General features: G+C 70.5%; 20 protein-coding genes and 2 pseudogenes. 13 read left to right on the forward strand and 9 right to left on the reverse strand.

Translation table 11 applies throughout. From position 1 onward, the window contains the following. Window positions 1–27: 27 nt before the first annotated feature. From LRH25_RS07325 to LRH25_RS07340, 4 genes are all read left to right on the forward strand, one after another. A complete protein-coding gene (locus tag LRH25_RS07325) occupies window positions 28–1,452 on the forward strand; it encodes a bifunctional enoyl-CoA hydratase/phosphate acetyltransferase (protein WP_231010569.1) in 1,425 nt (474 codons plus the stop codon). An 8-nt stretch (window positions 1,453–1,460) separates the two neighbouring features. Beyond that, window positions 1,461–2,657, forward strand: a complete 1,197-nt coding sequence (locus LRH25_RS07330; RefSeq protein ID WP_231010570.1) for an acetate/propionate family kinase — start codon at window positions 1,461–1,463, stop codon at window positions 2,655–2,657. A gap of 75 nt (window positions 2,658–2,732) precedes the next feature. Next, the gene (locus LRH25_RS07335) at window positions 2,733–3,668 is read left to right on the forward strand and encodes a hypothetical protein (protein WP_231010571.1); all 936 of its coding nucleotides are present in this window, start codon (window positions 2,733–2,735) and stop codon (window positions 3,666–3,668) included. Window positions 3,669–3,767: 99 nt separating this feature from the next. Continuing rightward, the gene (locus tag LRH25_RS07340) at window positions 3,768–4,880 is read left to right on the forward strand and encodes a threonine aldolase family protein (protein ID WP_141289371.1); all 1,113 of its coding nucleotides are present in this window, start codon (window positions 3,768–3,770) and stop codon (window positions 4,878–4,880) included. Window positions 4,881–4,908: 28 nt separating this feature from the next. On the opposite strand, the pseudogene LRH25_RS07345 reads toward LRH25_RS07340, so the two are convergent. Together LRH25_RS07345 and LRH25_RS07350 are read right to left on the reverse strand one after the other, a co-directional pair. After that, window positions 4,909–5,649: pseudogene (locus LRH25_RS07345) on the reverse strand (YoaK family protein); the annotation flags it as partial. Window positions 5,650–5,760: 111 nt separating this feature from the next. After that, window positions 5,761–5,904, reverse strand: coding sequence for a hypothetical protein (locus tag LRH25_RS07350; RefSeq protein ID WP_170200971.1), 144 nt, complete (start codon window positions 5,902–5,904; stop codon window positions 5,761–5,763). A gap of 217 nt (window positions 5,905–6,121) precedes the next feature. Here LRH25_RS07350 and LRH25_RS07355 point away from each other — a divergent pair, with 217 nt between their 5' ends. The 4 genes and pseudogenes from LRH25_RS07355 to LRH25_RS07370 all read left to right on the forward strand — a co-directional run bounded on the left by LRH25_RS07355 (window position 6,122) and on the right by LRH25_RS07370 (window position 8,707). Continuing rightward, on the forward strand, window positions 6,122–6,268 hold the full coding sequence (locus tag LRH25_RS07355; RefSeq protein WP_211361476.1) for a hypothetical protein: 147 nt from the start codon (window positions 6,122–6,124) through the stop codon (window positions 6,266–6,268). A gap of 9 nt (window positions 6,269–6,277) precedes the next feature. Then, window positions 6,278–6,568, forward strand: a pseudogene (locus tag LRH25_RS07360) (DUF1016 N-terminal domain-containing protein); the annotation flags it as partial. Beyond that, complete coding sequence (locus LRH25_RS07365) at window positions 6,545–7,147, forward strand: PDDEXK nuclease domain-containing protein (protein WP_510591022.1); 603 nt, start codon at window positions 6,545–6,547, stop codon at window positions 7,145–7,147. The pseudogene LRH25_RS07360 and the gene LRH25_RS07365, both read left to right, overlap by 24 nt. 117 nt (window positions 7,148–7,264) lie before the next feature. Next, window positions 7,265–8,707 carry a peptide MFS transporter gene (locus LRH25_RS07370; protein WP_141289369.1) on the forward strand — a complete coding sequence of 481 codons (1,443 nt, stop codon included), beginning with the start codon at window positions 7,265–7,267 and terminating at the stop codon, window positions 8,705–8,707. A 7-nt stretch (window positions 8,708–8,714) separates the two neighbouring features. Here the strand turns inward: LRH25_RS07370 and LRH25_RS07375 are convergent, their stop codons facing one another. From LRH25_RS07375 to LRH25_RS07400, 6 genes are read right to left on the reverse strand one after another with little or no spacing between them, the layout of a single operon-like run. Then, complete coding sequence (locus LRH25_RS07375) at window positions 8,715–9,257, reverse strand: MOSC domain-containing protein (protein WP_231010572.1); 543 nt, start codon at window positions 9,255–9,257, stop codon at window positions 8,715–8,717. Between the two features lie 47 nt (window positions 9,258–9,304). After that, on the reverse strand, window positions 9,305–10,492 hold the full coding sequence (locus LRH25_RS07380) for a vWA domain-containing protein (protein WP_231010573.1): 1,188 nt from the start codon (window positions 10,490–10,492) through the stop codon (window positions 9,305–9,307). Next, on the reverse strand, window positions 10,489–12,765 hold the full coding sequence (locus tag LRH25_RS07385) for a DUF5682 family protein (protein ID WP_231010574.1): 2,277 nt from the start codon (window positions 12,763–12,765) through the stop codon (window positions 10,489–10,491). The genes LRH25_RS07380 and LRH25_RS07385 overlap by 4 nt, the downstream gene beginning before the upstream one ends. A gap of 10 nt (window positions 12,766–12,775) precedes the next feature. Beyond that, entirely contained in the window at window positions 12,776–13,867 is a 1,092-nt protein-coding gene (locus LRH25_RS07390; protein WP_141291532.1) for an ATP-binding protein, read from the reverse strand. A 2-nt stretch (window positions 13,868–13,869) separates the two neighbouring features. After that, the gene (locus LRH25_RS07395) at window positions 13,870–15,405 is read right to left on the reverse strand and encodes a DUF5691 domain-containing protein (RefSeq protein ID WP_231010575.1); all 1,536 of its coding nucleotides are present in this window, start codon (window positions 15,403–15,405) and stop codon (window positions 13,870–13,872) included. After that, a complete protein-coding gene (locus LRH25_RS07400; RefSeq protein ID WP_231010576.1) occupies window positions 15,402–16,739 on the reverse strand; it encodes an SWIM zinc finger family protein in 1,338 nt (445 codons plus the stop codon). The genes LRH25_RS07395 and LRH25_RS07400 overlap by 4 nt, the downstream gene beginning before the upstream one ends. Window positions 16,740–16,902: 163 nt before the next feature. On the opposite strand from LRH25_RS07400, the gene LRH25_RS07405 reads away from it, so the two are divergent. From LRH25_RS07405 to LRH25_RS07420, 4 genes are read left to right on the forward strand one after another with little or no spacing between them, the layout of a single operon-like run. Then, window positions 16,903–17,520 carry an RNA polymerase sigma factor gene (locus LRH25_RS07405; protein WP_231010577.1) on the forward strand — a complete coding sequence of 206 codons (618 nt, stop codon included), beginning with the start codon at window positions 16,903–16,905 and terminating at the stop codon, window positions 17,518–17,520. Continuing rightward, window positions 17,517–18,122: a zf-HC2 domain-containing protein gene (locus tag LRH25_RS07410; protein WP_231010578.1), complete on the forward strand. Its 606-nt coding sequence runs from the start codon at window positions 17,517–17,519 to the stop codon at window positions 18,120–18,122. Before LRH25_RS07405 ends, LRH25_RS07410 begins: the two co-directional genes overlap by 4 nt. Next, window positions 18,119–19,372: a S8 family peptidase gene (locus LRH25_RS07415; protein WP_231010579.1), complete on the forward strand. Its 1,254-nt coding sequence runs from the start codon at window positions 18,119–18,121 to the stop codon at window positions 19,370–19,372. The genes LRH25_RS07410 and LRH25_RS07415 overlap by 4 nt, the downstream gene beginning before the upstream one ends. A 27-nt stretch (window positions 19,373–19,399) precedes the next feature. Further along, complete coding sequence (locus tag LRH25_RS07420) at window positions 19,400–20,083, forward strand: TorF family putative porin (RefSeq protein ID WP_231010580.1); 684 nt, start codon at window positions 19,400–19,402, stop codon at window positions 20,081–20,083. A 3-nt stretch (window positions 20,084–20,086) separates the two neighbouring features. Here LRH25_RS07420 and LRH25_RS07425 read toward each other — a convergent pair whose 3' ends face one another. Further along, window positions 20,087–21,154: a TIGR03118 family protein gene (locus tag LRH25_RS07425; RefSeq protein WP_141291681.1), complete on the reverse strand. Its 1,068-nt coding sequence runs from the start codon at window positions 21,152–21,154 to the stop codon at window positions 20,087–20,089. 138 nt (window positions 21,155–21,292) lie between these two features. On the opposite strand from LRH25_RS07425, the gene LRH25_RS07430 reads away from it, so the two are divergent. Continuing rightward, window positions 21,293–23,107, forward strand: a complete 1,815-nt coding sequence (locus LRH25_RS07430) for an amidase (RefSeq protein ID WP_231010581.1) — start codon at window positions 21,293–21,295, stop codon at window positions 23,105–23,107. Window positions 23,108–23,209 lie beyond the last annotated feature (102 nt).

Consider the following 23,209-nt stretch of genomic DNA (forward strand, 5'->3'; position numbering starts at 1 on the left):
TGACCCCTCTTGGAGGAAATACCCAACATGCCTGCTCCCGTGATGCCTGCCGGCGAAGTCGGCCTGGTGCGCAACCGCCTGTTCAGCGAGATCGCCATCGGCGACCACGCCGAGATCGAGCGCCGCCTCACCGCCGAAGACATCCAGCTCTTCGCGGTGCTCTCGGGCGACGTCAACCCCGCGCACCTGGACGCCGACTACGCCGCCGCCACCCGCTTCCACGGCGTCATCGCCCACGGCATGCTGGGCGGCGCGCTGATCTCGGCCGTGCTCGGCACCCGATTGCCCGGCCCCGGCACCATCTACCTGGGCCAGACGCTGAAGTTCCTGGCCCCCGTGCGCATTGGCGACCTGCTGCGCATCTCGGTCACCGTCAGCACCCGCGAAGAGGCCCATCACCGGCTCACGCTGGCCTGCTCCTGCGTGAACCAGGACGGCGTGACGGTGATCAGTGGCGAGGCCCAGGTCATCGCACCCACCGAGCGGGTCGAGCGCGCCCGCACCACCTTGCCCGACGTGCGGCTGGAGACGCACAGCGACGGCCCGCAGCGCCTGATGGACCACGCCCGCACGCTGGGCGCCATCCGCGTCGCGGTGGCGCATCCCTGCGACGCGACCAGCCTCTCGGCCGCGCTGGATGCGCGGGCTGCCGGCCTGATCACGCCGGTGCTGGTGGCGCCACGCGCCCGCCTGGAGGCACTGGCCGCCGAGCTCGGGCTGGACCTGGCCGGCATTGCCATCGAAGACGTGCCGCACAGCCACGCCGCGGCGGAGCGCGCGGTGCAGCTGGCCGCCAGCGGCCTGGTCGAAGCCCTGATGAAAGGCAGCCTGCACACCGACGAGCTGATGGCCGCGGTCGTCAACGGCGCCACCGGCCTGCGCACCGCGCGCCGCATCAGCCACTGCTTCCTGATGCAGACGCCGGCCTACCCGCGGCCTTTCATCATCACCGACGCGGCGATCAACATCGCGCCCACGCTGGACGAGAAGGCCGACATCATCCGCAACGCCATCGACCTGGCGCATGCCATCGGCGTGGCCGCGCCGCGCGTGGCCATCCTTGCGGCAGTCGAAACCGTCAACCCGCACATGCCGGCCACGGTGGACGCCGCCGCGCTGTGCAAGATGGCCGACCGCGGCCAGATCAGCGGCGGTCTTCTGGACGGCCCGCTGGCCTTCGACAACGCCGTGTCGGTCGCAGCGGCCACCATCAAGGGCATCCGCTCCGAGGTCGCAGGCCGGGCCGACGTGCTGGTCGTGCCGGACCTGGAGAGCGGCAACATGCTGGCCAAGCAGCTCGAATACCTGGGTGGCGCCCACAGCGCCGGCATCGTCATGGGCGCCCGCGTGCCCATCGTGCTGACCAGCCGCGCCGACAGCCGCGAGGCCCGCATCGCCTCCTGCGCGCTGGCCGTGCTGCTGGCCCACGGCTACCGGGCCACGCCGCCATGAACAGCCACATGCTTCTGGTACTGAACTGCGGCTCGTCGAGCATCAAATTTGCGCTGTTTGAAGGTGGTGAAGGTGGCGCCGGCCCCTTGCCGCGCGAGCCCGAATGGGGCGGCAAGGTCGAAGGCATCACCAGCGCGAAGCCGCGCCTGTCCAGCGCTGCAGCCGGCCAGCCCGCGGTGGCCGAAAACGTGGCGCTGGGGGCTGGGGCGCCCTACCACGACGCACTGGCCATCATCGAGGCGCGGGTGCTCACGCAACTCGCTGGCCGGCCGCTGTCCGCCGTGGCCCACCGCGTGGTGCATGGCGGCGCCAAGTATTCGGCCCCGGTGCGGGTGGACGCGCACGTGCTGGCCGACCTGAAGGGCTACATCCCGCTGGCCCCGCTGCACCAGCCGTTTGCGCTGGAGGCCATCGAGGTGCTGCTTCAGACGCGGCCCGGCCTGCCGCAGGTCGCCTGCTTCGACACCGCCTTCCACCACACGCTGGCCCAAGTCGAGCAGATGCTGCCGCTGCCCTACGCCGCCTGGGAACGCGGCCTGCGCCGCTACGGCTTCCACGGCCTGTCCTACGAATACCTCGGCATTGCGCTGGCCGAGCGCCATGGCGAGGCCGCGCGCGGCCGCACCCTCGTGGCCCACCTGGGCAGCGGCGCCAGCCTGTGCGCCATGCAGGGCCTGCAAAGCGTCGCCACCACCATGGGCTTCTCGGCGCTGGACGGCCTGATGATGGGCACCCGCTGCGGTTCGCTGGACCCAGGCGCCGTGCTCTACCTGATGGAGATCGAAAAACTCAGCCTGCAACAGGTTGGCCACCTGCTGTACCACGAGTCCGGCCTGCTGGGCATCTCCGGCATTTCGGCTGACCCGCGCGAGCTGCTGCCGCTGGAAGCCGGCTCGCCGCGCGTGCAGGCCGCGCTGGCGCTCTACGTGCGCCGCATCTTGCGCGAGATCGGCGCGCTGGTGGCCGTGCTCGGCGGCCTGGACCTGCTGGTCTTCAGCGCCGGCATCGGCGAACACAACGCCGAGATCCGCGCCCGCGTCTGCGCCGGCCTGGGCTACCTCGGCCTGGCACTGGATCCTGCGGCCAATGCCGTCCACGCCCCGCTGATCTCCACCCCCGAGAGCCGCGTGCGGGTCGCGGTCGAGCCCACCAACGAGGAATGGATCGCCGCGCGCCATGCGCAGGCGCTGCTGGCCGGCGGCTGAGGGCGAGCGCCCCGGCCTCCACCCTTCCCCCGGATGCGGGATGGCGGCGGCCACTTCGCTGCCGACAATGCCGGCATGGCACTGACCGACGAACAGCGACAGGCAATCCGCGAGGAAGAGCAGTTCAGGCTGCAGCTTCGCCAGGAACTGGCTGTCAGCTCGCCACGCTCGGCGCCCGGCCCGCTGGAGCGGCTGGCCGCCTTCTTCGACACCAAGGCCGGCTTCTGGCTGCTCACCACCGTGCTGGCCAGCGTCACCGCCACCGGCTTTGGCACCCTGCAGCGCTACCTGGACCGCAACGAGATCCGAGAGCGCGAGGTGGCCGAAGCGACCCGCCGCGATACCGAAACCCTGCTCAAGCTGGGCCCCATGCTCACCTCGGACAAGCGCAGCCAGGTCGACATGGCCATCGTGCTGCTGGATGGCCTGACGGCCCGCATGGCCATCGTGCTGCTGGATGGCCTGACGGCCCGCAAGGGCGTTGACGACGTGGTGGCCGGCCAGGTGCGCCGCCTGTTCCAGGCCACGCTGACCGCAGGCCTGAAGTCCGACGCAACCGACCCTGAGAAAACCCAGGCCCAGGCCATCATTGCTTTTGCCGACAGCGCCCGCACCGCGGCCATCCAGCGCCCCGGCGCCGCTGCCTCCGAGCCGGCCGCCACGCAAGCCAGCGTCAGCGCGGCGGTCGACCAGATCACGCTGCCGGTGCGGGTCTACCTGCAGATCGGCAGCGACGACGACCGGCCGCGTGCCACCGCAGCCCTCGAAGCGCTGCGCCAGGCCGGCCTGATCGCGCCGGGGGTCGAGCGGGTGCCGCCCAGCAGCGCACCGCGCAGCAACGAGCTGCGCTACTGCGGCGACAAGATCGACCCCGGCGCGCTGCAGCGGGTGCGCGAGGCCGTGGCCGCGGCCGTCTCACCGCCGCCCGCCGAGAAAGTGCTGCAGCCTTCGCAGTGCGGCAAGGTGCGCGCCAACCACTTCGAGGTCTGGTACGCCCACGCTGCATCCTGAGGGTCTGAGCTGCCGTCAGGCGCCGGCAAAGCGCAGGCATCTCTGGCGCAGGGAGTCCAGCCCTTCCCCAAGGCCTGGCATTTGGGCTCCAATCGGCACATGCCCCTGCTCACCCCTGCCGAACGCCGTGCCCTGCGCCGGCAATGCCCACACATCGTCACCGGCTTCACGACGCTGACGCCTGCCGAGGAGTTTGCCGCGATGGCGGCCTGGTGCGAGGCGCAGCAGGCCGAGCACGACATGTATGGCGAGGGTGCGCTGGTCGAGGGTTTCGAGGCCAGGGTGGCAGGCTTGCTGGGCAAGCCGGCGGCGGTGTTCATGCCCAGTGGCGTGATGGCGCAGCTGGCGGCGGTGCGCATCTGGACCGAGCAGGCGCGGCTGCCGCGCTTCGGCCTGCATGCCACTTCGCACCTGGCGCAGCACGAGGAGCAGGCCTTCGAGGCTTTGTTGCAATGCCACGGCGTGGTGCTGGGCCATGCGCTGCGGCCGCTGTTGGCGGGTGACCTGGCGGCTTGCAGGCAGCCGCTGGCCTGCCTGCTGGTGGAGCTGCCCATCCGCGAGGCCGGGGGCCAGTTGCCGAGCTGGGACGAGCTGACCGAACTGTCTGCTGCGGCGCGCGAAAGAGGCATCGCGCTGCACATGGATGGCGCGCGGCTGTGGGAGAGCGTGGCTTTCTATGGCCGGCCGCATGCAGAGGTGGCGGCGTTGTTCGATTCGGTCTACGTGTCCGTCTACAAAGGCATTGGCGGCGTGGCCGGCGCGGTGCTGGCCGGCAGCGAGGACTTTGTCGCCCAGGCCCGGCTGTGGCGACGCCGCTTTGGCGGCACGCTGCATCACCTGAGCCCGATGGTGGTGTCCGCCGCGATGCGCTTCGACGAGCGCCTGGCGTTGATGCCCGCGCTCTACGCCCGCACCGTGGCCTTCGCCGAAATGCTGAACGCCGTGCCCGGCCTGCGCGTGAACCCGGGCTTGCCGCACACCAACATGTTCCACCTCTATGTGGACGCGCCGATGGACGCGCTGATGGCCGCCCGCGACGCGCTGGGCGCAGAGACCGGCCACTGGCTGCTGGACCACATCCGCGCGGCCGAGGTGCCTGGCTGGAGCCTCAGCGAGCTGTACCTGGGCGACCGGCTGCTGTCGCTGGACGACGCGGTGCTGGCGCCGCTGTATGCGCGGCTGCTGTCAGACGCGCGGCAGGTGCCGCGCTGAGCGCCCCGACATCGGTTCAGGAAGGGGCCCGCCAGCGCTCGCGCAGGTCGTCCAGCGCGGGCACGCAGGCCATCACCACCAGCACCAGCGCGAGCGGCACGGTGCACAGGTAGCCAAAGCCCTTGAAGCCCCAGGCGCCCAGCAGACCGCCGAGGAAGAAGCTGGCGGCCAGCGCGAGCAGCATGCGCAACCGCTCGCTGTTGGCCCGCACAGGCGGCGCGCTGCTGCGGCTGTCGTTCCAGTAGACCAGCTTGCCCAGCTCGATGCCGATGTCGGTGATGGTGCCGGTGATGTGGGTGGTGCGGATCTCCGAATGCGTGATCTTGGACATCACCGCGTTCTGCAGGCCCATGATGAAACACAGCAGCATCACCGTGCCCGGCACGAACAGGCCGCGCAGCCCTTCGAGCTGCGCGCCGGCCAAGCCAAAGCACAGCAGCAGCCCGGCCTCCAGCAGCAGCGGCCAGGCATATTCGGCGAACAGCTGGCGCCGCCGCGCATGGTTGACCAGCACCGCCGAGGCCATCGCGCCCAGCACGAAGCTGACCAGCCCGCCCAGGCCTGAGAGCACCACGTCGCTGACGCCCAGCACCAGGTTGTCGGCCATGGCCGAGACGATGCCCGTCATGTGCGAGGTGTACTGGTGCACCGCCAGGAAGCCGCCGGCATTGGTCGCTCCGGCCACGAAGGCGAGCGTGTAGCCCAGGTGGCGGTTGGCCTGTGCCGTGCGGGTGCGGCCGGTCAGGCGTCTGGCGTAGTTCAGCGGCATGAGAGAAGGCTCCGTGCAGGCCGGCTCGCGCGGCCTGCACCGAGTGTGCCTCCAAAAGAACCGCCGCCATGCCCCTTCCCGCGGGGCTGGCTGCTCAGCCGGTCAAGTCGATCAGCGCTTGCGGCCGGGTGCTGGCGCGGCCAGGCTGGCCATCGCCGGCTTGGAGGACGAGGTGGCGACGACCACCGCCTCGGGCTTTGGCGCCTGCTTGGGCTTCTTCGCTTCCTTGTTGCCTTGCTTGTGTGACTTGGTCATGGTTTTCCTTGGCGTTGTGCCGGTGCGAGCGCGGTTGCAGGGGCGGCCGCTCGCCTTGGCGATGAACCACCATGAGGCCGCGCGTGCCGGCCGTCTGTGTGGCAGCGCACATGCCGCCCAATGCATGGGCTCAGGGCTCAGGCGGTGGCGATGCCTGGGCTTCGCCTACCATTCGTTGCATCGAGCGAATCACACTGGAACACGAGGGGTCGAGCGCATGAGCACAAGTGATCAGTCCAGTGAAGGCGGCGTTGGCCCGATCTACGACGAAGCAGGCTTCGATGCGGTGGTGAACCTGATTGCCGCGGCCCGCCAGCGCGCGGTGCAGGCCGTCAACACGCAGCTGATCGACTTGTACTGGTAGGTGGGTGGCGTGATCAGCCGCAAGATTGCTGCGGCCGAGTGGGGCGAAGGCGTGGTGAGCGAACTCGCGCGCCACATTGCCCGCAGCCAGCCGGGACTGCGCGGTTTCACCCGGCCAAACCTGTACCGCATGCGGCAGTTCTACTAGGCCTACCAGGGCGATGAAATCGTCTCGCCGCTGGTGAGACAACTGCCCTGGACGCACAACCTCATCATCCTGAGCCAGAGCAATCGTCCGGAAGAGCGCGAGTTCTATCTCCAGATGGCTGTTCGTGAGCTGGAGCGCCAGTTCAAGTCCGCACTGTTCGAGCGCAGCGTGTTGCAGCCAACCCATGTTTCTGCCGCGCTGAAACAGATGCAGCCCGGGGCCGCAGCCGTCTTCAAGGACAGCTACGTCGTTGAGTTCCTCGACCTGCCCGAAAGCCACAGCGAAGCCGATCTGCATGCGGGTCTGCTGGCCCAGCTGAAGAAGTTTCTTGTCGAGCTTGGGCGGGACTTCTGCTTCATCGGTTCCGAGGTGCCGCTGCAGGTGGGCCGGCGCGACTTTGCGCTGGACCTGCTGTTCTTCCACCGGGGCTTGAATTGCCTGGTGGCGATCGAATTGAAGGTGGGCCGCTTCGAGCCCGAATACGTGGGCAAGCTGGCGTTCTACCTGGAAGCGCTGGACCGCGACCTGAAGAAGCCGCACGAGAACCCTGCCATCGGCGTGCTGCTTTGCGCCAGCAAGGACGACGAGGTCGTGGAGTACGCCCTCAGCCGCACAGCCTCGCCCGCGCTGATTGCCGAGTACCGCGCACAGCTGCCCGACAAGGCGGTGCTGCAGGCCAAGCTGCATGAGTTCTACCAGCTGAACCTGGCGAAGCAGGCGCCGGACGAATGAACTTGCCGAGGCCCCGACGCCTCGCCGCAGTGGGATAGGCCCCCCCGGGCCAATGCCCTGGCGCGGTCCCTGCTTTTGGGCAACAGTCGCGGCGACGCCGCTCCACTTCTGCTGTTTGTGACCACTCTTGCGCCCTCCGCCGCCGATCCGGCCGCGACGAATCCATCCGACCCGCGCAGCCGCGCGGACCGTGCCTTCTTCGGCCACCCGGCCGGTCTGGGCTGGCTGGCCTTTTGCGAGCTGTGGGAGCGTTTCTCCTATTACGGCATGCAGGCGCTGCTGGTGATCTACCTCAGCAACTACCTGTTCCTGCCCGAGCACATCGGCCAGGTGGCAGGCATCGATGCACTGCGCGCGGTGATCGAAGGCGTGACCGGGCCGCGCAGCACGCAGCAGCTGGCCTCGGTGGTGTTCGGCCTGTACGCCGGGCTGGTCTACCTGACGCCGATCTTCGGCGGGCTGGTGGCCGACCGCTGGCTGGGCCGCACCCGCACCATCGTCATCGGCGCCACGCTGATGGCGCTGGGCCATTTCCTGATGGCCTTCGAGGCCAGCTTCCTGCTGGCGCTGGCCTGCCTGCTGCTGGGCGTGGGTTGCTTCAAGGGCAATATCGCGGCGCAGGTGGGCTCGCTCTACGCGCCCGGCGACCGGCGCCGCGCCAGCGCGTTCCAGATCTTCATGCTGGCGGTGCAGGTCGCGGTGATCCTGGCGCCGCTGGTCTGCGGCACGCTGGGCGAGAAAGTCGCCTGGCACTGGGGTTTTGGCGCTGCCGGCGTGGGCATGGTGATCGGCCTGTTCGTCTACCTGGCCGGCCGCCGCTGGCTGCCGCCGGAGGACTTGAAGGGCGACAAGCAGGTGGTGACAGCCACCGCGCCGCGCACGCCCATGGCCTCGGCCGAAAAGGCCAGGCTGGTGCTGCTGGTCGCGATGATCCCGGTGCTGATGCTGTCCATCGTCGGCAACCAGCAATACAACAACGCCTTCCCGCTGTGGTCCCAGGCGCACATGGACCTGCTGCTGTTCGGCTGGCAGATCCCGGTCACCTGGCTGCAGGCTGTGGACGCCATCATCAGCACCGCGACGATGGTGCTGTCCATCGCTTTCTGGCGCTGGTGGGCCACGCACCGCACCGAGCCGGACGAGCTGGTCAAGATGGCGCTGGGCTCGCTGCTGGCGGCCGGCGGGCCTGCGCTGATCGCCGTGGCGGCCATGTTGATCGAAGGCACCGGCGAGAAGGTCAGCCTGGTCTGGACGCTGGGCTACACCTTCGTCAACGACCTGGGCTTCGCCAACATCCTGCCGGTCGGCCTGGCGCTGTATTCGCGCACCGCGCCGCGCCGCTTCGAAGGCCTGATGATCGGCGTGTACTACCTGCACCTGTTCTTTGGCAACACCTTCGTCGGCTGGCTGGCCGGGCTGCTGGAAGTCATGCCCGGGCGGGACTTCTGGGCCCTGCACGCGGCGCTGGTGGCCTCGGCCGGCGTGCTGCTGCTGGCATTGCGCTTCTTCTTCGGCAAGCTGTTGTTGCCCGAGGAAGACGCAGCTGCCTCCAAGGCCTGAGCGGCACTCAACTGTCGCCAGCGGGTGCCGGCATCACCCGCACCGCATTGCCCACCCGCAACTCGCCGCCGCGCAGCACCCGCGCGGTGATGCCGCCATGCCCGCGCATCGCGTTGTAGCCACCCGGCCCCAGCGTCGCCTCCATCTTCGAGCATGGGTCGCAAGGCCCGGTGACCTGCAGCAGCACCTCGTCGCCCAGTTGAACGACGAGCGGCTGGTCCGCAAACGGCGAACGCAGCGCCAGCAGGTTCAACCCGCTCACCACCAGGTTGCGCCGCAGCAGCCCGGCGTCCACCGCTGACTGCCCCAGCCAGGCGGCCACCAGCGGCAGATGCTCCGCCTGGATCAGCGTCACCTGCCGCTTGTGGCCGCCCACCTGCCGGCTCGCGACCGCCGCGCTGCGGTCACCCTCCAGGCCACGGGCGGCCAGCGCCTGCGCGGTCTCCACGCTCCTGGCCGGCAAGTCCCGCGCGGGCCGCAGCCAGATGGCGTCGATGCGGCCTGGGGGCGCGCAATGGGCGGTGAGGTCGCGCAGGGTGGAGGTGGTCATCGCGCGATTCTGGTCCGGCGGGCCGACCACAGGATTTGAGTCAAGGCTCACCGCCCCTTCGCACTCGTCACCAAGCCCTGCCCCGCCGCCCAGGCGGACACATCATCCCGCCGGATCGCCGCGGCCATCAGGCCAGGGAAAGCATCCGGCGTGCAGGCAAAGGACGGGACGCCGAGGGCGGCGAGTTTGGCGGCGAGGGCGTGGTCGTAGGCGGGGGCGCCTTCGTCGCTGAGGGCCAGCAGGGTGATGAACTGCGCGCCGCTTTCGACCAGTTCCATCGCGCGGCGCAGCAGGCCGGATTCGACGCCGCCTTCGTAGAGGTCGGAGATCAGGACCAGGATGGTGTTGCGCGGCTCGCGGATGATGGACTGGCAGTAGCCGACCGCGCCGTTGATGTCGGTGCCGCCGCCCAGCTGCACGCCGAACAGCAGCTCGACCGGGTCGTCCAGCTGCTCGCTCATGTCGACGACTTTCGTGTCGAACACCACCAGCTTGGTGGCGACTGCGGGCAGCGTGGCCATCACCGCGCCGAAGATGCTGGCGTAGACGACCGAGTTGGCCATGGAGCCGCTCTGGTCGATGCACAGCACCACCTCGCGCTGGGGCTTGCGGGCCTTGCGGCCGTAGCCCAGCAGCGTCTCGGGCACGACGGTGCGGTAGTCTGGCTGCCAGTGCCTGAGGTTGGCCTTGATGGTGCGGTGCCAGTCGATCTCGGCATGGCGCGGGCGGCGGTTGCGCTGGCTGCGGTCCAGCGCGCCGGTGATGGCCGAGCGCAGCGGCTCTTCCAGGCGCTTCATCAGCTCGTCCACCACCGCACGCACCACCAGCCGCGCGGTTTCCTTGGTGCCGGCCGGGATCACGCTGGAAAGCGCCATCAGGCTGGCGACCAGGTGCACGTCGGGCTGCACGCTGCGCAGCATCTCGGGCTGCAGCAGCATGTCGCGCATGTTCAGGCGTTCCAGCGCGTCGTGCTGCATCACCTGCACCACCGAGCTGGGGAAGTATTTGCGGATGTCGCCCAGCCAGCGCGCCACGCTGGGCGCCGAGCTGCCGCGGCCTCCGCGCCGGCCCTGGCTTTGCAGGCCGCCGGGGCCTTGCGGCTCGTACAGCGCGGCCAGCGCCTGGTCCATCTCGGCGACCGGGCCTTGCAGCGCGCCGCAGCTGGCCTCGGCCTCGCTGCCCAGCACCAGGCGCCAGCGCTGGCGCCGCGCTTCGCGTTCGTCCATCGTCGTCATGCGCTGACTCCCAACAGCTGACGCAGCAAAGGCAAGGGCAGCACCGCGCGCGCCTCGTCCCAGGTGGTCTCGGCCATCACGGCCGTCGCCACCGCAGCGCCCTGGCTGGCGCGCTGGCTCAGGTCGCGCCGCTCGGCGGCTTCGAACAGCGAGAAGGTGCGGCGCACCAGCGGCAGCACGCGCACGAAGTGTTCTTCGCTGAGGCTGGCCAGCCAGTCGTCCACCAGCTGCCAGACGGCCGCGTCGTGCAGCAGCACCACCGCATTGCGGTTCAGGAAACCGTCCAGCCAGGCCGCGGCCTTGGCTGGCTCGGCCCCGGCCGAGAGCTGCAGCGACAGCGCCTGTGCCGCCTGCGGCGTGTCCCAGCGCCCGGCGTCCAGCAGCAAGCGGGTGGCCACGCCTTGCAGCAAGGCATGGGCGCCGTGCTGCGCCGCCAACTGCTGCAGCGCCCGCTGCCAGGCCTCGGTCTGCGCCTCGCTCTGGCGCAGGCCCACGGCGGCATGGCCGGCGAGCAACTGGTCGCGCAGTGTGTCGGCGGCGGCGTCGTCCAGCGCGGAGCCGGCCAGCGGCAGGCTGATGGCGGCGCGCAGGATCAGCCCGTCCAGCACCTGCGCGACCAGCGTTGCGTCGGTCTGCCGCACATTGCCGTAGCGGAACACATTGGCCAGCGCCGGCAGCGCGGCCAGCAGCTGTTGCGCGTCGCCGGTGAGTGCGGCGCGGTCCTGCAGCGCTTGCGTCGCGGCGGCCACCGCTTCGTCCAGGTCGGCCAGCAGCACCGCGTCCACCAGCCTGGCCAGTTCGGCCAGGCTTTGCACCTCGGCGCAGCGCTCGGCCACGCGGGCAGTGGCGGCCTTCGGCAGCGTCTGGCCCCAGCGGCTGGCCTCGATCAGGCGCAGCGCAAATTCGGGCTGCCATTGCAGCGTCCAGATCTCGTGGAAGGTGCCGCGCGCCGAGCGGCCGATCCTGGCCAGCGTGCCCCAGGGAATGTCCAGCAGGTTCAGGCGGTGCAGCAGGTGGCTGCGCGCCAGGTCGTTGGGCTGGCGCAGGTCCAGGTCCAGCGTCTTCTGCGTGGCCTCGGGCTTCAGGCGCAAGCTTTTCTGCTGCTGTTCCAGGTCGCGCTGCAGCGGCACCGTGGGCACGTCCGGCGGCACGCTGCCGAAACGGTCGCCCACCACCAGTGCGTCGTCGATGAAGCGCAGCACCGTGTCGTCGCCCATGGTCAGCACGGTGCGCGTGGCCTCGTGCAACTCATCCAGCCCAGGCGCGGGGCGGTCGCGCAGCGCGGCCAAGGTGTCGGCCAGCCGGGTGGCCTCGATCAGGTGGGCCGATGAGCAGTCCAGGTCGCGCTCGCGCATCAGCCGCGCCACGCGGGCCAGCCAGCCCACGGCCCGCGGCTGCGCACTGTCATGGCTGCGCCACAGGTGCTCGTACCAGCCCGGCGACGCAATGCCGGCGCCATAACCGCTGGCCCGCGCCAGGTGGCGGTAGGTCCAGGGCACCCAGGTGGTGTTGACCTTGAGCTTGGGCAAGCCTTTGAGCAGCGCCGCGTCGGCCTTGGCCGTGACCTCGGCCTGCAGCCCGCCCAGGTGCCAGGCGCCGCAGACCACCGCGATGCGCACGAAGCCTTCCTTCTGCGCCGCGCGGATGCACTGGCGCATGTGCGCCTCGCGCAGGGCTTCGCGGCGCGCGTCGGCTTCGCTGCGGTGGCGCTCAGGCGTCTCGGCGCGCAGCGTGGTCATGGCTTCGCTGATCGCCACGAACAGCTGCTCTCCGTCGCCACGCTCTTCGACCATGTGGTTCCACCAGCTTTCGCCGTCGGCATAACCAGCCGCGTGCGCCAGCCAGGTCAGCGGATCGCCCGGCTCCGGCGCATCGCCAGATTCAGGTTTCTCAATGTCGGAAGTGGGTTCTGCCACCTCCTGCGCTGCGGCATCCTGTTCCGCCTTCTCCATCGCCAGCCCATGCACCAGCGGCAGGTCGATGAAACGTGCCGGCACGCCGGCGGTCAGCCCCCAGCGCAGGGCCTGCCACTCCGGCGAAAACTCGGCGAACGGGTGGTAGACGGCCTGGCGCGGCGCGTCCGGGCAGTAGCTCAGCAGCGCCACCGGCGGCTGCATGCCTTCGGCCAGCACCGCGCTCAGCACGCCTTCTGCTTCGGGTGGGCCTTCGACCAGCACACAGTCCGGCTGCAGGGCCTCGAACGCGCGCAGCAAACTGCGGGCGCTGCCCGGTCCGTGGTGCCTGATCCCAAAGTAATGCGGGCTCGCGCTCATTGGCGGGAAGTCAGGAAACGTCCCGGAACGCGCGGTACAGGTCCTTCCAGTCCGCCCGCTCCTTCATCACCGTCTCCAGGTACTCGTTCCACACCACGCTGTCCTGCACCGGGTCCTTCACCACGGCGCCGATCAGGCCGGCGGCCATGTCGTGCGGGCGCAGCACGCCGTCGCCGAAGTGGCCGGCCAGCGCCAGGCCGCTGTTGATCACCGAGATCGCCTCGGCGGTGGACAGCGTGGACGTGGGCGACTTGATCTGCGTCTTGCCGTCCTCGGTCTTGCCATTGCGAAGCTCGCGGAAGATCTGCACGATGCGGCGCACTTCCTTCAGCGCCGGCGGCTCGGCCGGCAGCTGCAGCGCGCGGCCCATCTCGGCCACGCGCTTGACGACGATGGCCACCTCGTCTTCCTCGCTGGCCGGCACCGGCAGCACGACGGTGTTGAAGCGCCGCTTCAGCGCGGCCGAGAGTTCGTTGACGCCCTTGTCGCGGTTGTTCGCGGTGGCGATCACGCTGAAGCCGCGCACCGCCTGCACCTCGCTGGCCAGCTCGGGGATGGGCAGCGTCTTTTCCGACAGCACGGTGATCAGGCTGTCCTGCACGTCGGCCGGAATGCGCGTGAGCTCCTCGACGCGGGCGATCTTGCCCAGGCGCATGGCCTGCATCATCGGGCTGGGCACCAGCGCCTTTTCCGACGGGCCGTTGGCCAGCAGCTGGGCGTAGTTCCAGCCGTAGCGCAGCTGCTCTTCGCTGGTGCCGGCGGTGCCCTGGATCAGCAGCGTGGAGTCGCCGCTGATGGCCGCGGCCAGGTGCTCCGAGACCCAGGACTTGGCGGTGCCCGGCACGCCGTAGAGCAGCAGCGCGCGGTCGGTCGCCAGCGTGGCCACGGCAATCTCCATCAGCCGCGGGCTGCCGATGTACTTGGGGCTGACGGCAAAGCCGTTGTCCAGCGTGCCGCCCATCAGGTAGCGCACGACGGCCCAGGGCGACAGCGCCCAGTTCTCGGGTCGGGCGCGGTCGTCGGCCTTGGCCAGCTCGGCCAGCTCTTCGGCGAACTGCTGTTCGGCGTGCTGGCGCATCACCTGTGCGGTCGTGGCGGTCATGTTCAGGTCCGGGTCAAGGAATGGAAGGCCTGGCGCGCGGCGATGACTTGCATCATGGTCTGCAGCGCCTGGGCAATGGAAGGGGTTTCGTCTGCCTGGCGAGGCACCTGGGCCAGCGCTGGCAAGGCATCCTGGTGCAGCGCGCAGCACAGCTCGGGCAGCAGGGCGCGCAGCGCGTAGTCGTCGCGCAGCGCCTGGCCTTGCAGGCGCGGCAGCAGCGCAGTGACGAGGGCGGCGGACAGCGTTGGCGAGAGCGACTGGCCCGGCGGGTTCGCCGCCAGCACCTGTTGCACGACCGTCAACAAGCCGCCCAGCTCGTTGGCCTGCAGGCGCCTGAGCCAGTGACGCTCGCGTGCGGCCAGCGGCAGCAGGGCCAGCACGCTGGCCGGGTCGTCGCGCAGCGAGACGGCTGGCCAGCGGTCCAGCAAGGCTTCGCACCAGGCAGCTTCGGGCGCGGCGAACAGCACGTCGCGCCAGCCGCGCAGCAGCGCTTCGGCCCAGTCGGTGCCAAGGCCCCAAGCCAGCAGCTCGGCGGCGTCCATGTCCGTGTGCGTGGTCCACCAGGCGAGCGGCACCTGGCGCACCAACTGGTAAAGCCACCAGGCGCGTTCGCCCAACGTGTCGTTCTTGGGCCGAGGCGTGTCCAGGTTGTCAGCCTTGGCATCTGCCGGCAGCTCGGTTGGCGCGTCGACGGTCCAGCGTTTGCGCAGCAGTGCACGTTCCTGCTTCAGCAGCGCGGCCATGCGGGCGGCGGCGCGGGTTGGGTGGGCGGCGTTCGGCAGGCGCAGCAGCAGCGCGAGCGCGGCCTGGCGCACCTCGCGGCTGCGGTCGGCGCGCAGGCTGTCCAGCAGCGGTTCGTCGTCGGCCCCCAGGCCGTCGGCCAGCACCGTCAGCAAATCCGCGCGCTCCTGCGCCGGCAATTCGGTCAGCGCGGCTTGCAGTCGTTCGCGTGCAGCGGCGGGGTCGGCCGCTCGTTCCTGGCGCAGGAAGGCGCGGCGCTGCTCGAAGCTGCCTTCCTGCCAGCGCGCTTCGTCCGCCGCTTCGGCGCTGACGCCGCCCACATGCCGCCATTCCTCGTTCTGCGCCGCCAGCCACAGCCCGCGTTCGCCCAGCACCGGCAGCAGCAGCGGCCGCAGCGCCAGCGAGCGCCGGCCCAGCGCGAGCGCCTGCGGCAACAGGCCGGTCGGCAGCCGCAGCCCTGCATGTGCCAACGCGGCGAAGGCCTGTTGCTGCAGCGAGGCCGGGCCTTCCTGCAGCGTCCAGACCAGCGCGCTTTGCACTGGGCCGGGTGGCAGCGTGGGCAAATGGTCTTCTGGTGCAGAGGCCGGCAGCGGCTGGGTCCATGTCGCACCTTGTGCACCCGCCAGGCTGCAGACCGCGAGCACCGTGGCCGCGCGCAGCAGGTCGGTCGCGGGCTGGCCTGAGGTGGCCGATGCAGCCACCAGCGCGCCGACCTCGCCGGGCCAGGTCGGCAAGGCCTGCGCCTGCCGGTCCGTGCCGACCATGGCCTGCGGCAACAAGGGCGTCCAGACACTCATGTCGCACCTCGCTGCCAGCAAGGCGCGGCGGCCCCTTCGGTCCAGGCGGTGAGCGGTGCCAGCAGATGGCCGTCCCATTCGCCCATCAGCTGCAGCGGCCGGCCGCCGCTGGCCGCAAGCAGCAGCCAGGCATCGGCCGCGCCGAGCTGCAGCGGCAATGCGCGGCCATCGGCCACCGCCAGCCATTGCTCGCCCTGGCGCAGCAGCACCGCGCCCGGCAGCACCAGCGGCTGCAGGCCGACCCACGGGCAGGCCGAGATGCGCTGGGCGATGCGCCGCCACTCGTCGGCCAGCGTCACCTGCGGCCAGACCGGCGCAGCGGCGGCAGTGGGCGCCTCGGCGCTCAGCGCCCGCAGCCGGCTGGCGCCGGGGAAAAAGCGCAGCGTGGCCTGCACGCTGCAGCCACCCAGCCAGGCCTGCTCGAAGCCTCGGCCGCCAAACGCATGGTCCAGCAGCCACGCCCGCCGGCCGCTCTGCTGCCCATGCAGCCAGACGCGGCGTTCGCTGAGCTTGTCCTCGCGTTCTGCCATCACCATGCCCAGCACCGTCCAGCGGTCGGCCACGGCCTCGCCTTGCGCCAGCACCTCGGCCTTGTCCTGCGGCCAGCCCAGGGCGCTGCGCAGGTCGGCCTGCACGGGTTCGGGCAAGGTCTCGCGGCGCTGCAGCGCTTCGCAGAGCAGCTGCAGCAGACCGAAACGCTGCAGCGTGCGCTCGGGCCAGTCGGCGCCATCGCGCACGCCGGCCGCGGCTTCGCGCACCCCCAAGCCCAGGCCGGGCGCCTGCGCGTCCACCATGCGCGCTGCCATGGTCTGCCAGCCACGCAGGCGTTCGTCGTTCAACGCACCCAGGCCGGCGGCCAATTGATCGGCCAGCCAGCGCTGCAGCTCCTGGCCGGCCGCGGTGATGCGCTGCCAGCGCTGGTCTTCGCGCCTGGCGGCGGCTTGCGGGTCGGCTGGCGCAGCGGTGGCCGCCTTGTCTTGCTGGCGCTCTTCCTTCTTCTGCGCCTTCTCGCCGCGCGAGGCCAGCCATTCGGCGACCCAGGCAGGCGGCTCGGTGGCCGTGAAGCGGGACGCGTCCTGCGCGCGCAGCAACAGCAACGCCAGGCCATGCTTGCAGGGGAACTTGCGGCTGGGGCAGCTGCAGCGAAAGGCCGGCCCGCCCAGGTCCACCTGGGTCTGGTACGGCTTGCTGCCACTGCCCTGGCACTCGCCCCAGGCCGCAGCCTCGTTGGCGCCCAGCAGCGGCCACTTGGCCGGCAGCACCAGGCCACGCGCGGCCTTGGCCGAAGCGTCATCCGGTGCCAGCGCCAGCACCCCTTCCGTGCTCAGCTGCATGCCAGCCGATCTCCCTCAGGTATGTTCTTGGGCGGCGAGTCTATGCGAGCGGGATGACCGGCGGGCCGGCCCTGGCCTGTCCATCCCTCAAAACAATTTCCGTGCTGGTTGAACCTTTTGCCAGCGGCCCGGGATACACCGGGAACCAAAAGGAAACCCGACCTTGAGCCTGCTCGACAGCGTGGCCCGGCAAGCGCGCAGCCTGCTGGGTGGCGACACTTCTCCCGACAGCCCGGAAGCGCGCGAGCGCCGGCTGGTGGCGCGCATCGCGGCCGGGGAGCAGCGTGCGCTGGAAGACCTGTACCGCGCCTATCACCCGCGGCTGCAGCGCTTCCTGGGCCGCATGACGCACCAGCCGGGGCTGGTGGACGAGGCGCTGAACGACACCTTCCTGGTGGTGTGGCACCGTGCGGACAGCTACAACGGGCTCAGCAAGGTCTCGACCTGGATCTTCGGCATTGCCTACCGCAAGGGGTTGAAGGCGCTGCAGCGCTTCGACGAGCCGCAGGCGGACGACGCGCAGGACACGCGCACCGAGCCGGGCGACGGGCCGGAGCAGCAGCTCGCCTCGTCGCAGTTGCAGCGCGACCTGCAGCGCGCGCTGGCCGAGCTGTCGCCCGAGCACCGCGCGGTGGTGGACCTGACGTATTTCCACGGCCTGGGCTACCGCGAGATCGCAGACATCGCGGATTGCCCGGTTGGCACGGTGAAGACCCGCATGTTCTATGCACGCAGACGGCTGCGTGCGCTGTTGCCTGGTGGCAAGGAGGATTGGCTGTGAAGGTTGTACCCCTGGATCCTGGCGGCCATGCCGACGTGCTGGTGCTGCTGCCGTGGTACCTGGGCGGCAGCCTGGACGCGGTTGAGCGTGCGCAGATCGACGCGCACCTGGCCGGCTGCGCCCGCTGCCGCGCGGCGCTGGCCGAGGAGCGGCAACTGGCTGCTTTGCAGGCGGAATCCGCTTCGCCAACCGGCAACGTCAACCAAGGCTTGGCGGCACTGCGCCAGCAACTTGCGGCAAACCCACCGCGTCGGCCGCAAGCCACTCGCGGGCGTTGGGCGGCCTGGGGTTCGCTGGCGGCGGTGCTGGCCGGCGTGGCCGTGCTGCCGGTGCTGTGGCAGCACGAAACCGAGCCGAGCTACCGCGGGCTGGGCAGTGCCGGTGTGGCGGCCAACGCGGTCGTGAAGTTCCGGGCCGACACCACCGAGGCGCAGATCCGCGCCGCCTTGAGCGACAGCGGCGCGAAGCTGGTTGGCGGGCCGACGGCCACCCAGCTCTACCTGCTGGCACTGCCGGTGGCCAATGCCGAGGCGCTGGCTCGGCTGCGGCAGTTGCCGGGCGTGACGCTGGCCGAATCGCTGGACGCCGGCGGTGCGCCATGAACACCGCCCGGCTGCTGACGCTGCTGGCCGGCCTGCTGATGTGCCTGCTGGCACTGGCGCGGGACGAGCCCGCCGCAGAGGGCGACGAGGCCGCGCCGCAGGTGCTGGTGATGCTGCAACAGCCGCCGCCGCACTACCGGCCCGATGGGGCCTATGCCGGCGGCTACAGCGGCGGCAATGGCAGCCTGGCGCGGCACCGGCTGGCAGACGAACTGGCACGTGCGCACGGCCTGCGGGTCGTCACCCAATGGCCGATGCCGGCCGTGGGGCTGGACTGCTTCGTGCTCGCGGTGCCGGCCCCGGCCACGCCCGAGCAGGTGGCCGACGAACTCTCGCGCGACGCCCGCGTGGCCTGGGCCCAGCCGATGCACCTCTACCGCGGCCAGCAAGGCACCGCCAACCTTGCGCCGCACGCCGCGTTGCAACACGATGATCCGCTCTACACCGCGCAGCCCGCCGCCGCGGCCTGGCGCCTGGCCGAGCTGCACGAGCTGGCCACCGGGCGCCAGGTGCGCGTGGCGGTGGTGGACAGCGCGGTGGACACCACGCACCCGGACCTGGTGGGGCAGGTGGTGCAGAGCGAGAACTTCGTCGATGGTCATGCCTCGGCGGCCGAGCGCCACGGCACCGCGGTGGCCGGCATCATCGCGGCGCTGGCGGACAACCACGTGGGCATGGCCGGTGTCGCGCCGCAGGCTCAGATCTTGAGCCTGCGCGCCTGCTGGCAGGCACGCGATGGCGCCACGCTGTGCAACAGCCTGGGCCTGGCGCGGGCGCTGTACGCCGCGCTGAGCCAGAAGGTGGCGGTCATCAACATGAGCCTGGGTGGCCCGTCGGACCGGCTGCTGGCGCTGCTGCTGGACACGGCGCTGCAGCAAGGCATTGCCGTGGTCGCGGCCATGGACCCGACGCTGCCTGGCGGCGGTTTTCCGGCTTCGCATGCCGGCGTGCTGGCGGTGGCCGACCTGCCGACTGCGGGCGCGCTCAGCGCCCCGGGCCGGGACGTGATGGTGCCGGTGCCCGGCGCGCGCTGGGCGCTGGCGTCGGGAAGTTCGTATGCGTCTGCCCATGTGGCGGGGCTGGTCGCGCTGCTGCGGGAGCTGAAGGCCAGAGGCCCGGTGCCGGGGCTGGTGCGAGACGCCGCAGGCGGCATCGACACCTGCGCCACGCTGCTGCATGCGGCCGGGCCCCGCCGCTGTGCCTGTGCGCTGCCGCTGGACGCGACGGCGGTCACCGCCTTGCAACGCTGAAGCGTGCGGGCCGGATTCCCAGCCGCCTTGCTGCGCGCCCTGGTCGGCGCAGCGGCGCTGTGGCTGTGTGCCGCTGCGAGCGCGCAGCAGCTGGGCGGCAGCATCGAGCTGATGTCGGACTATCGCTTTCGCGGCGTCTCGCTGAGCCGCGAGCGGCCGGGGGCGCGGCTCTCGCTGTCGCTGGACGACGCCAGCGGCGCCTATGCCGGCCTCAGCCTGACCAGCATCGAGTTGCAGCCGGGGCAGCGCCAGGCCGGGCTGCAGGGCTACGCAGGCTTCGCCCGTGCGCTGAACGACGCGCTGCGCTGGGAAGCCGGCGGCAGCTACAGCCACGCCGTGCAAGCCTCTCCCGGCGTCGACCGCTACAACCATGGCGAAGCCTTTGCCGGCTTGCTGGCGCCATCCTGGAGCCTGCGCCTGTACTTCTCGCCGGAATACTTCGGCTGGCGCGAGCGCACGCTGTATGCCGAGCTGGACGCGCACACGCCGTTGCTGCCGTCACTGGAACTGATCGGCCACCTCGGTTTGCTTCAGCAACTTGGCCGCGACGACGCGCGCCGGGTGGACAGCCGGCTCGGCGTGGTGCTGCACACCGAAACCGGCCTGGCCTGGCAACTGGCCTGGCTGGCAACCGGGAAAAGTGGCCCTTTCCCGGCGCCATACGACCAGCGCCGCAGTTTGGTGTGGCTGGGCGCTTCGTACAGCTTTTAGGCCTTACTTCGGAGTGATGGCGCCGTACACACCATCCGCCTCATCGTTCGGCCCGGCCGAGAAGAACAGCGTGTTGGTCGGCTGGCTTTGCAGGCCGTTGCCGAACTGGATGCCCCACAGGCCGGGGATCTTCAGCGGCTGGCCGCTGGAGGCGCTGAGCTGGCCGATGAAGGCGCCGGTGGCGATGTCGTAGGCGGAGATCGTGCCGTCGCCGAAGTTGGCCACCAGCAGGCGGTTGCTCAGCTCGCCGAAGTTGGCCGGTGCCATGGCCATGCCCCAGGGCGCGTTCAGGCCTTCCTTGGCCACCAGGTGGCGCAGCAGCTTGCCGTCGGCGTTGAAGACGTTGACAAAGCCCTTGCCCTTGCCGGCCACGTCGTCCTCGGCGTCGGCATCCTGGCGGGCGTAGCTGACATAGAGGTTGCCGTTGATGTTCTGGATGCCAAACGGCGCGTAGTGCTTGGGCAGCGCCGGGTCGACAAAGCCGCCGCTGGTGGTGACCGGTGCAAAGGCCTTGTCGTAGACGTCGACGCGGTTGTTGTGGAAGTCGGTCGCGTAGAGTTGGTTGGCAGTGCCGGTCGCGGCCTGGGCAATGCCCTTGTAGATCGCGCCGGGCTTGGTGACGGCGATCAGCGCGTGGCCCTGGTCGACATTGGGCGCCCAGCCGGTGATCGCGCCGTCTTCGCTGGCGAAGAGGAAGCGGCTGGCGCCGGTCAGCGTGCCGTTGCCGACGATGAAGTCGCTGGAGCCGTTGTAGATGATGCCGGTGGGCGAGCCGATGCCGCTGCCGCTGGCCGCCGGCACGCTGACCACCAGGCTTTGCGGCACGCCGTTGCCGTCGTACAGCGTGGAGCTGCCGTCATGGTTGTTGGCCACCCAGACGTAGCCGAACGGATTAAAGGCCACGCCCCAGGTGTTCTTCAGGTGCGCGTCGGCGTGCGGGGTGGACACGGCGCCGTCGGACACCAGCTTGTGCACCGCGTAGCCGGCGGCCTGTGCGGTGCCGGCGAGGGCGAGGGTGCACAGCGCGGCCAGCGCGGTCATCGTGACGGGGCGCAATGAGTGCAAGGACATGGCTCATCTCCTGATGTGTGTGAGGAGCCGGTGAATGCCGGGTTGCGCGGCAATGGTTCAAAGGCCGCGCCACATTTCTTTGTCGCCGGAGGTTGCCGCCACCGTATGATTTTTGGCTTCATCACCTGCAGGATCCCGATGAGCTCACGCCGCCACTTCCTGATCCAGGCGCCTGCCGGCGTGCTGGGCGCCGCCGCCGCAGTTGGCGTGCAAGCTGCCGAGCCGGCGCCCGCCGAGGCAGCGCCGCCGGGCGCACCGCCAGCTTTCGGCACCGCGCTGCCGGTCGGGCCCGAGGTCTCGGCGACCACCTTCGCCGAGGCCGAGAAGCTGATGCGCGTGAGCTTCAGCGCAGCCGAACGCGAGATGGCCGCCGCGAGCTGGCGCAGCACCATGCCCTCGACGATGGAGCGCCGCGCCGGCCCGAACACGCTGGCCATTCCCGACAGCGTGGCCCCCGCCTCGCGCTGGCACCCGGCCCACATCCGCGCAGGCGCGCAGCCCGCCGGCCCTGCGCACGACCGTTTCGTGCGTTCGAAGGCCGGCGCGGTGCCGCTGCCGGCCAGTGATGCCGACATCGCGTTCGCGCCGGTCAGCCAGCTCTCGCGCTGGATCGAGCACAAGCAGCTCAGCTCGGAGCGGCTGACGCGCATCTACCTCGCGCGCATCCAGCGGCTGGACCCGAAGCTGCGCGCCGTCATCACCTTGACCGCCGAGCACGCGCTGGCGCAGGCCAAGGCGGCTGACCGCGAGATCGCGGCCGGCCACTACCGTGGCCCGCTGCACGGCATCCCGTTTGGCGTGAAGGACCTGCTGGACACCGCCGGCATTGCCACCACCTGGGGCGCAGAGCCGTACAAGGACCGCGTGCCGGCGCAGGACTCCGCCGTGGTGCGCCACCTCTACGCCGCCGGCGCTGTGCTGCTGGCCAAGCTCAGCCTGGGCGCGCTGGCGCTCAATGACATCTGGTTCGGCGGCCAGACCATGAACCCGTGGCTGCTGGAGGAAGGCGCTTCCGGCTCCAGCGCCGGCCCGGGCGCGGCGATGGCCGCCGGCCTGGTGGCCTTTGCCATCGGCAGCGAGACGGGCGGCAGCATCGTCAGCCCCAGCATGCGCTGCGGCGTGACCGGGCTGCGGCCGACCTATGGCCACGTGCCGCGCAGCGGCGCGATGACGCTGTGCTGGTCGCTGGACAAGCTGGGCCCGATGACGCGCACGGTGGAAGACGCGATGCTGGTGCTGCAGGCCATTTCCGCGCCGGACCCGGGCGACGTGGCCAGCGTGCCGGTGAAGCTGGACTTCTCGGCCACTGCCTCGGTCAAGGGCCTGAAGGTCGGCTACATCGCCAAGTGGATGGACGAGCCGCCGGCCATCGACGTGGACCGCAAGGCGCTCGCCACGCTGCAGTCGCTGGGCCTGCAGGCCGTGCCGGTCACGCTGCCGGACTGGCCGTATGCGGCGCTGAACACCATCCTGTTTGCCGAAGGCGCCGCGGCCTTCGAGGAACTGGTGCTGAGCCACCGCATTGACCAGCTCAAGGTGCAGCTGCCGGACGCCTGGCCCAACATCTTCCGCCAGTCGCGCTTCCTCTCCGCGGTGGACTTCGTGCAGGCCGACCGGCTGCGCCGCATGGTGGCGCAGGAAATGGCGCGGCTGTTCGCCGAGGTGGACCTGCTGCTGGTGCCTTCGCTGCGCGAGGAGATGCTGACGATCTCCAACCACACCGGCCATCCGTCGCTGACGCTGCGCACCGGCTTCACCGAAGTCAGCGAAGCCCGCAGCGACTGGGCGCCGGACCCGGCGAAGCCCTTGCCGAAGTTCAACCCGCCGCGCCGCGTGCCGCACGGCGTTACGCTGATCGGCCGGCTGTTCGAGGAAGGCCGGCTGGCCGAGGTGGGCATGGCGCTGGAGCAGGCGGCGGGGGTGGCCGCGCAACGGCCGGCGGGTTTCGAGTGAGCCTCCGTGGGCTAGGTTGGGGGCGGGCTGCGGCCAGCCCGCCCCCGAGGGGGATGAGAAAACTTGGGGCGGCCCGGCGTTTTCTCATGAGGAACTGGGACG

The organism is Ideonella azotifigens (genome assembly GCF_021043325.1).
In the GTDB taxonomy this organism is placed as follows: Bacteria; Pseudomonadota; Gammaproteobacteria; order Burkholderiales; family Burkholderiaceae_C; genus Ideonella; species Ideonella azotifigens.

Excerpts from the sequence above, each read along its gene's own strand:
- LRH25_RS07335 (WP_231010571.1), top strand. The coding sequence starts at position 2,733 with ATGGCACTGACCGACGAACAGCGACAGGCAATCCGCGAGGAAGAGCAG.
- LRH25_RS07350 (WP_170200971.1), bottom strand. The coding sequence starts at position 5,904 with ATGACCAAGTCACACAAGCAAGGCAACAAGGAAGCGAAGAAGCCCAAG.
- LRH25_RS07385 (WP_231010574.1), bottom strand. The coding sequence starts at position 12,765 with ATGAGCGCGAGCCCGCATTACTTTGGGATCAGGCACCACGGACCGGGC.
- LRH25_RS07425 (WP_141291681.1), bottom strand. The coding sequence starts at position 21,154 with ATGTCCTTGCACTCATTGCGCCCCGTCACGATGACCGCGCTGGCCGCG.
- LRH25_RS07340 (WP_141289371.1), top strand. The coding sequence starts at position 3,768 with ATGCCCCTGCTCACCCCTGCCGAACGCCGTGCCCTGCGCCGGCAATGC.
- LRH25_RS07330 (WP_231010570.1), top strand. The coding sequence starts at position 1,461 with ATGCTTCTGGTACTGAACTGCGGCTCGTCGAGCATCAAATTTGCGCTG.
- LRH25_RS07395 (WP_231010575.1), bottom strand. The coding sequence starts at position 15,405 with ATGAGTGTCTGGACGCCCTTGTTGCCGCAGGCCATGGTCGGCACGGAC.
- LRH25_RS07390 (WP_141291532.1), bottom strand. The coding sequence starts at position 13,867 with ATGACCGCCACGACCGCACAGGTGATGCGCCAGCACGCCGAACAGCAG.
- LRH25_RS07355 (WP_211361476.1), top strand. The coding sequence starts at position 6,122 with ATGAGCACAAGTGATCAGTCCAGTGAAGGCGGCGTTGGCCCGATCTAC.
- LRH25_RS07375 (WP_231010572.1), bottom strand. The coding sequence starts at position 9,257 with ATGACCACCTCCACCCTGCGCGACCTCACCGCCCATTGCGCGCCCCCA.
- LRH25_RS07415 (WP_231010579.1), top strand. The coding sequence starts at position 18,119 with ATGAACACCGCCCGGCTGCTGACGCTGCTGGCCGGCCTGCTGATGTGC.
- LRH25_RS07400 (WP_231010576.1), bottom strand. The coding sequence starts at position 16,739 with ATGCAGCTGAGCACGGAAGGGGTGCTGGCGCTGGCACCGGATGACGCT.
- LRH25_RS07430 (WP_231010581.1), top strand. The coding sequence starts at position 21,293 with ATGAGCTCACGCCGCCACTTCCTGATCCAGGCGCCTGCCGGCGTGCTG.
- LRH25_RS07325 (WP_231010569.1), top strand. The coding sequence starts at position 28 with ATGCCTGCTCCCGTGATGCCTGCCGGCGAAGTCGGCCTGGTGCGCAAC.
- LRH25_RS07380 (WP_231010573.1), bottom strand. The coding sequence starts at position 10,492 with ATGACGACGATGGACGAACGCGAAGCGCGGCGCCAGCGCTGGCGCCTG.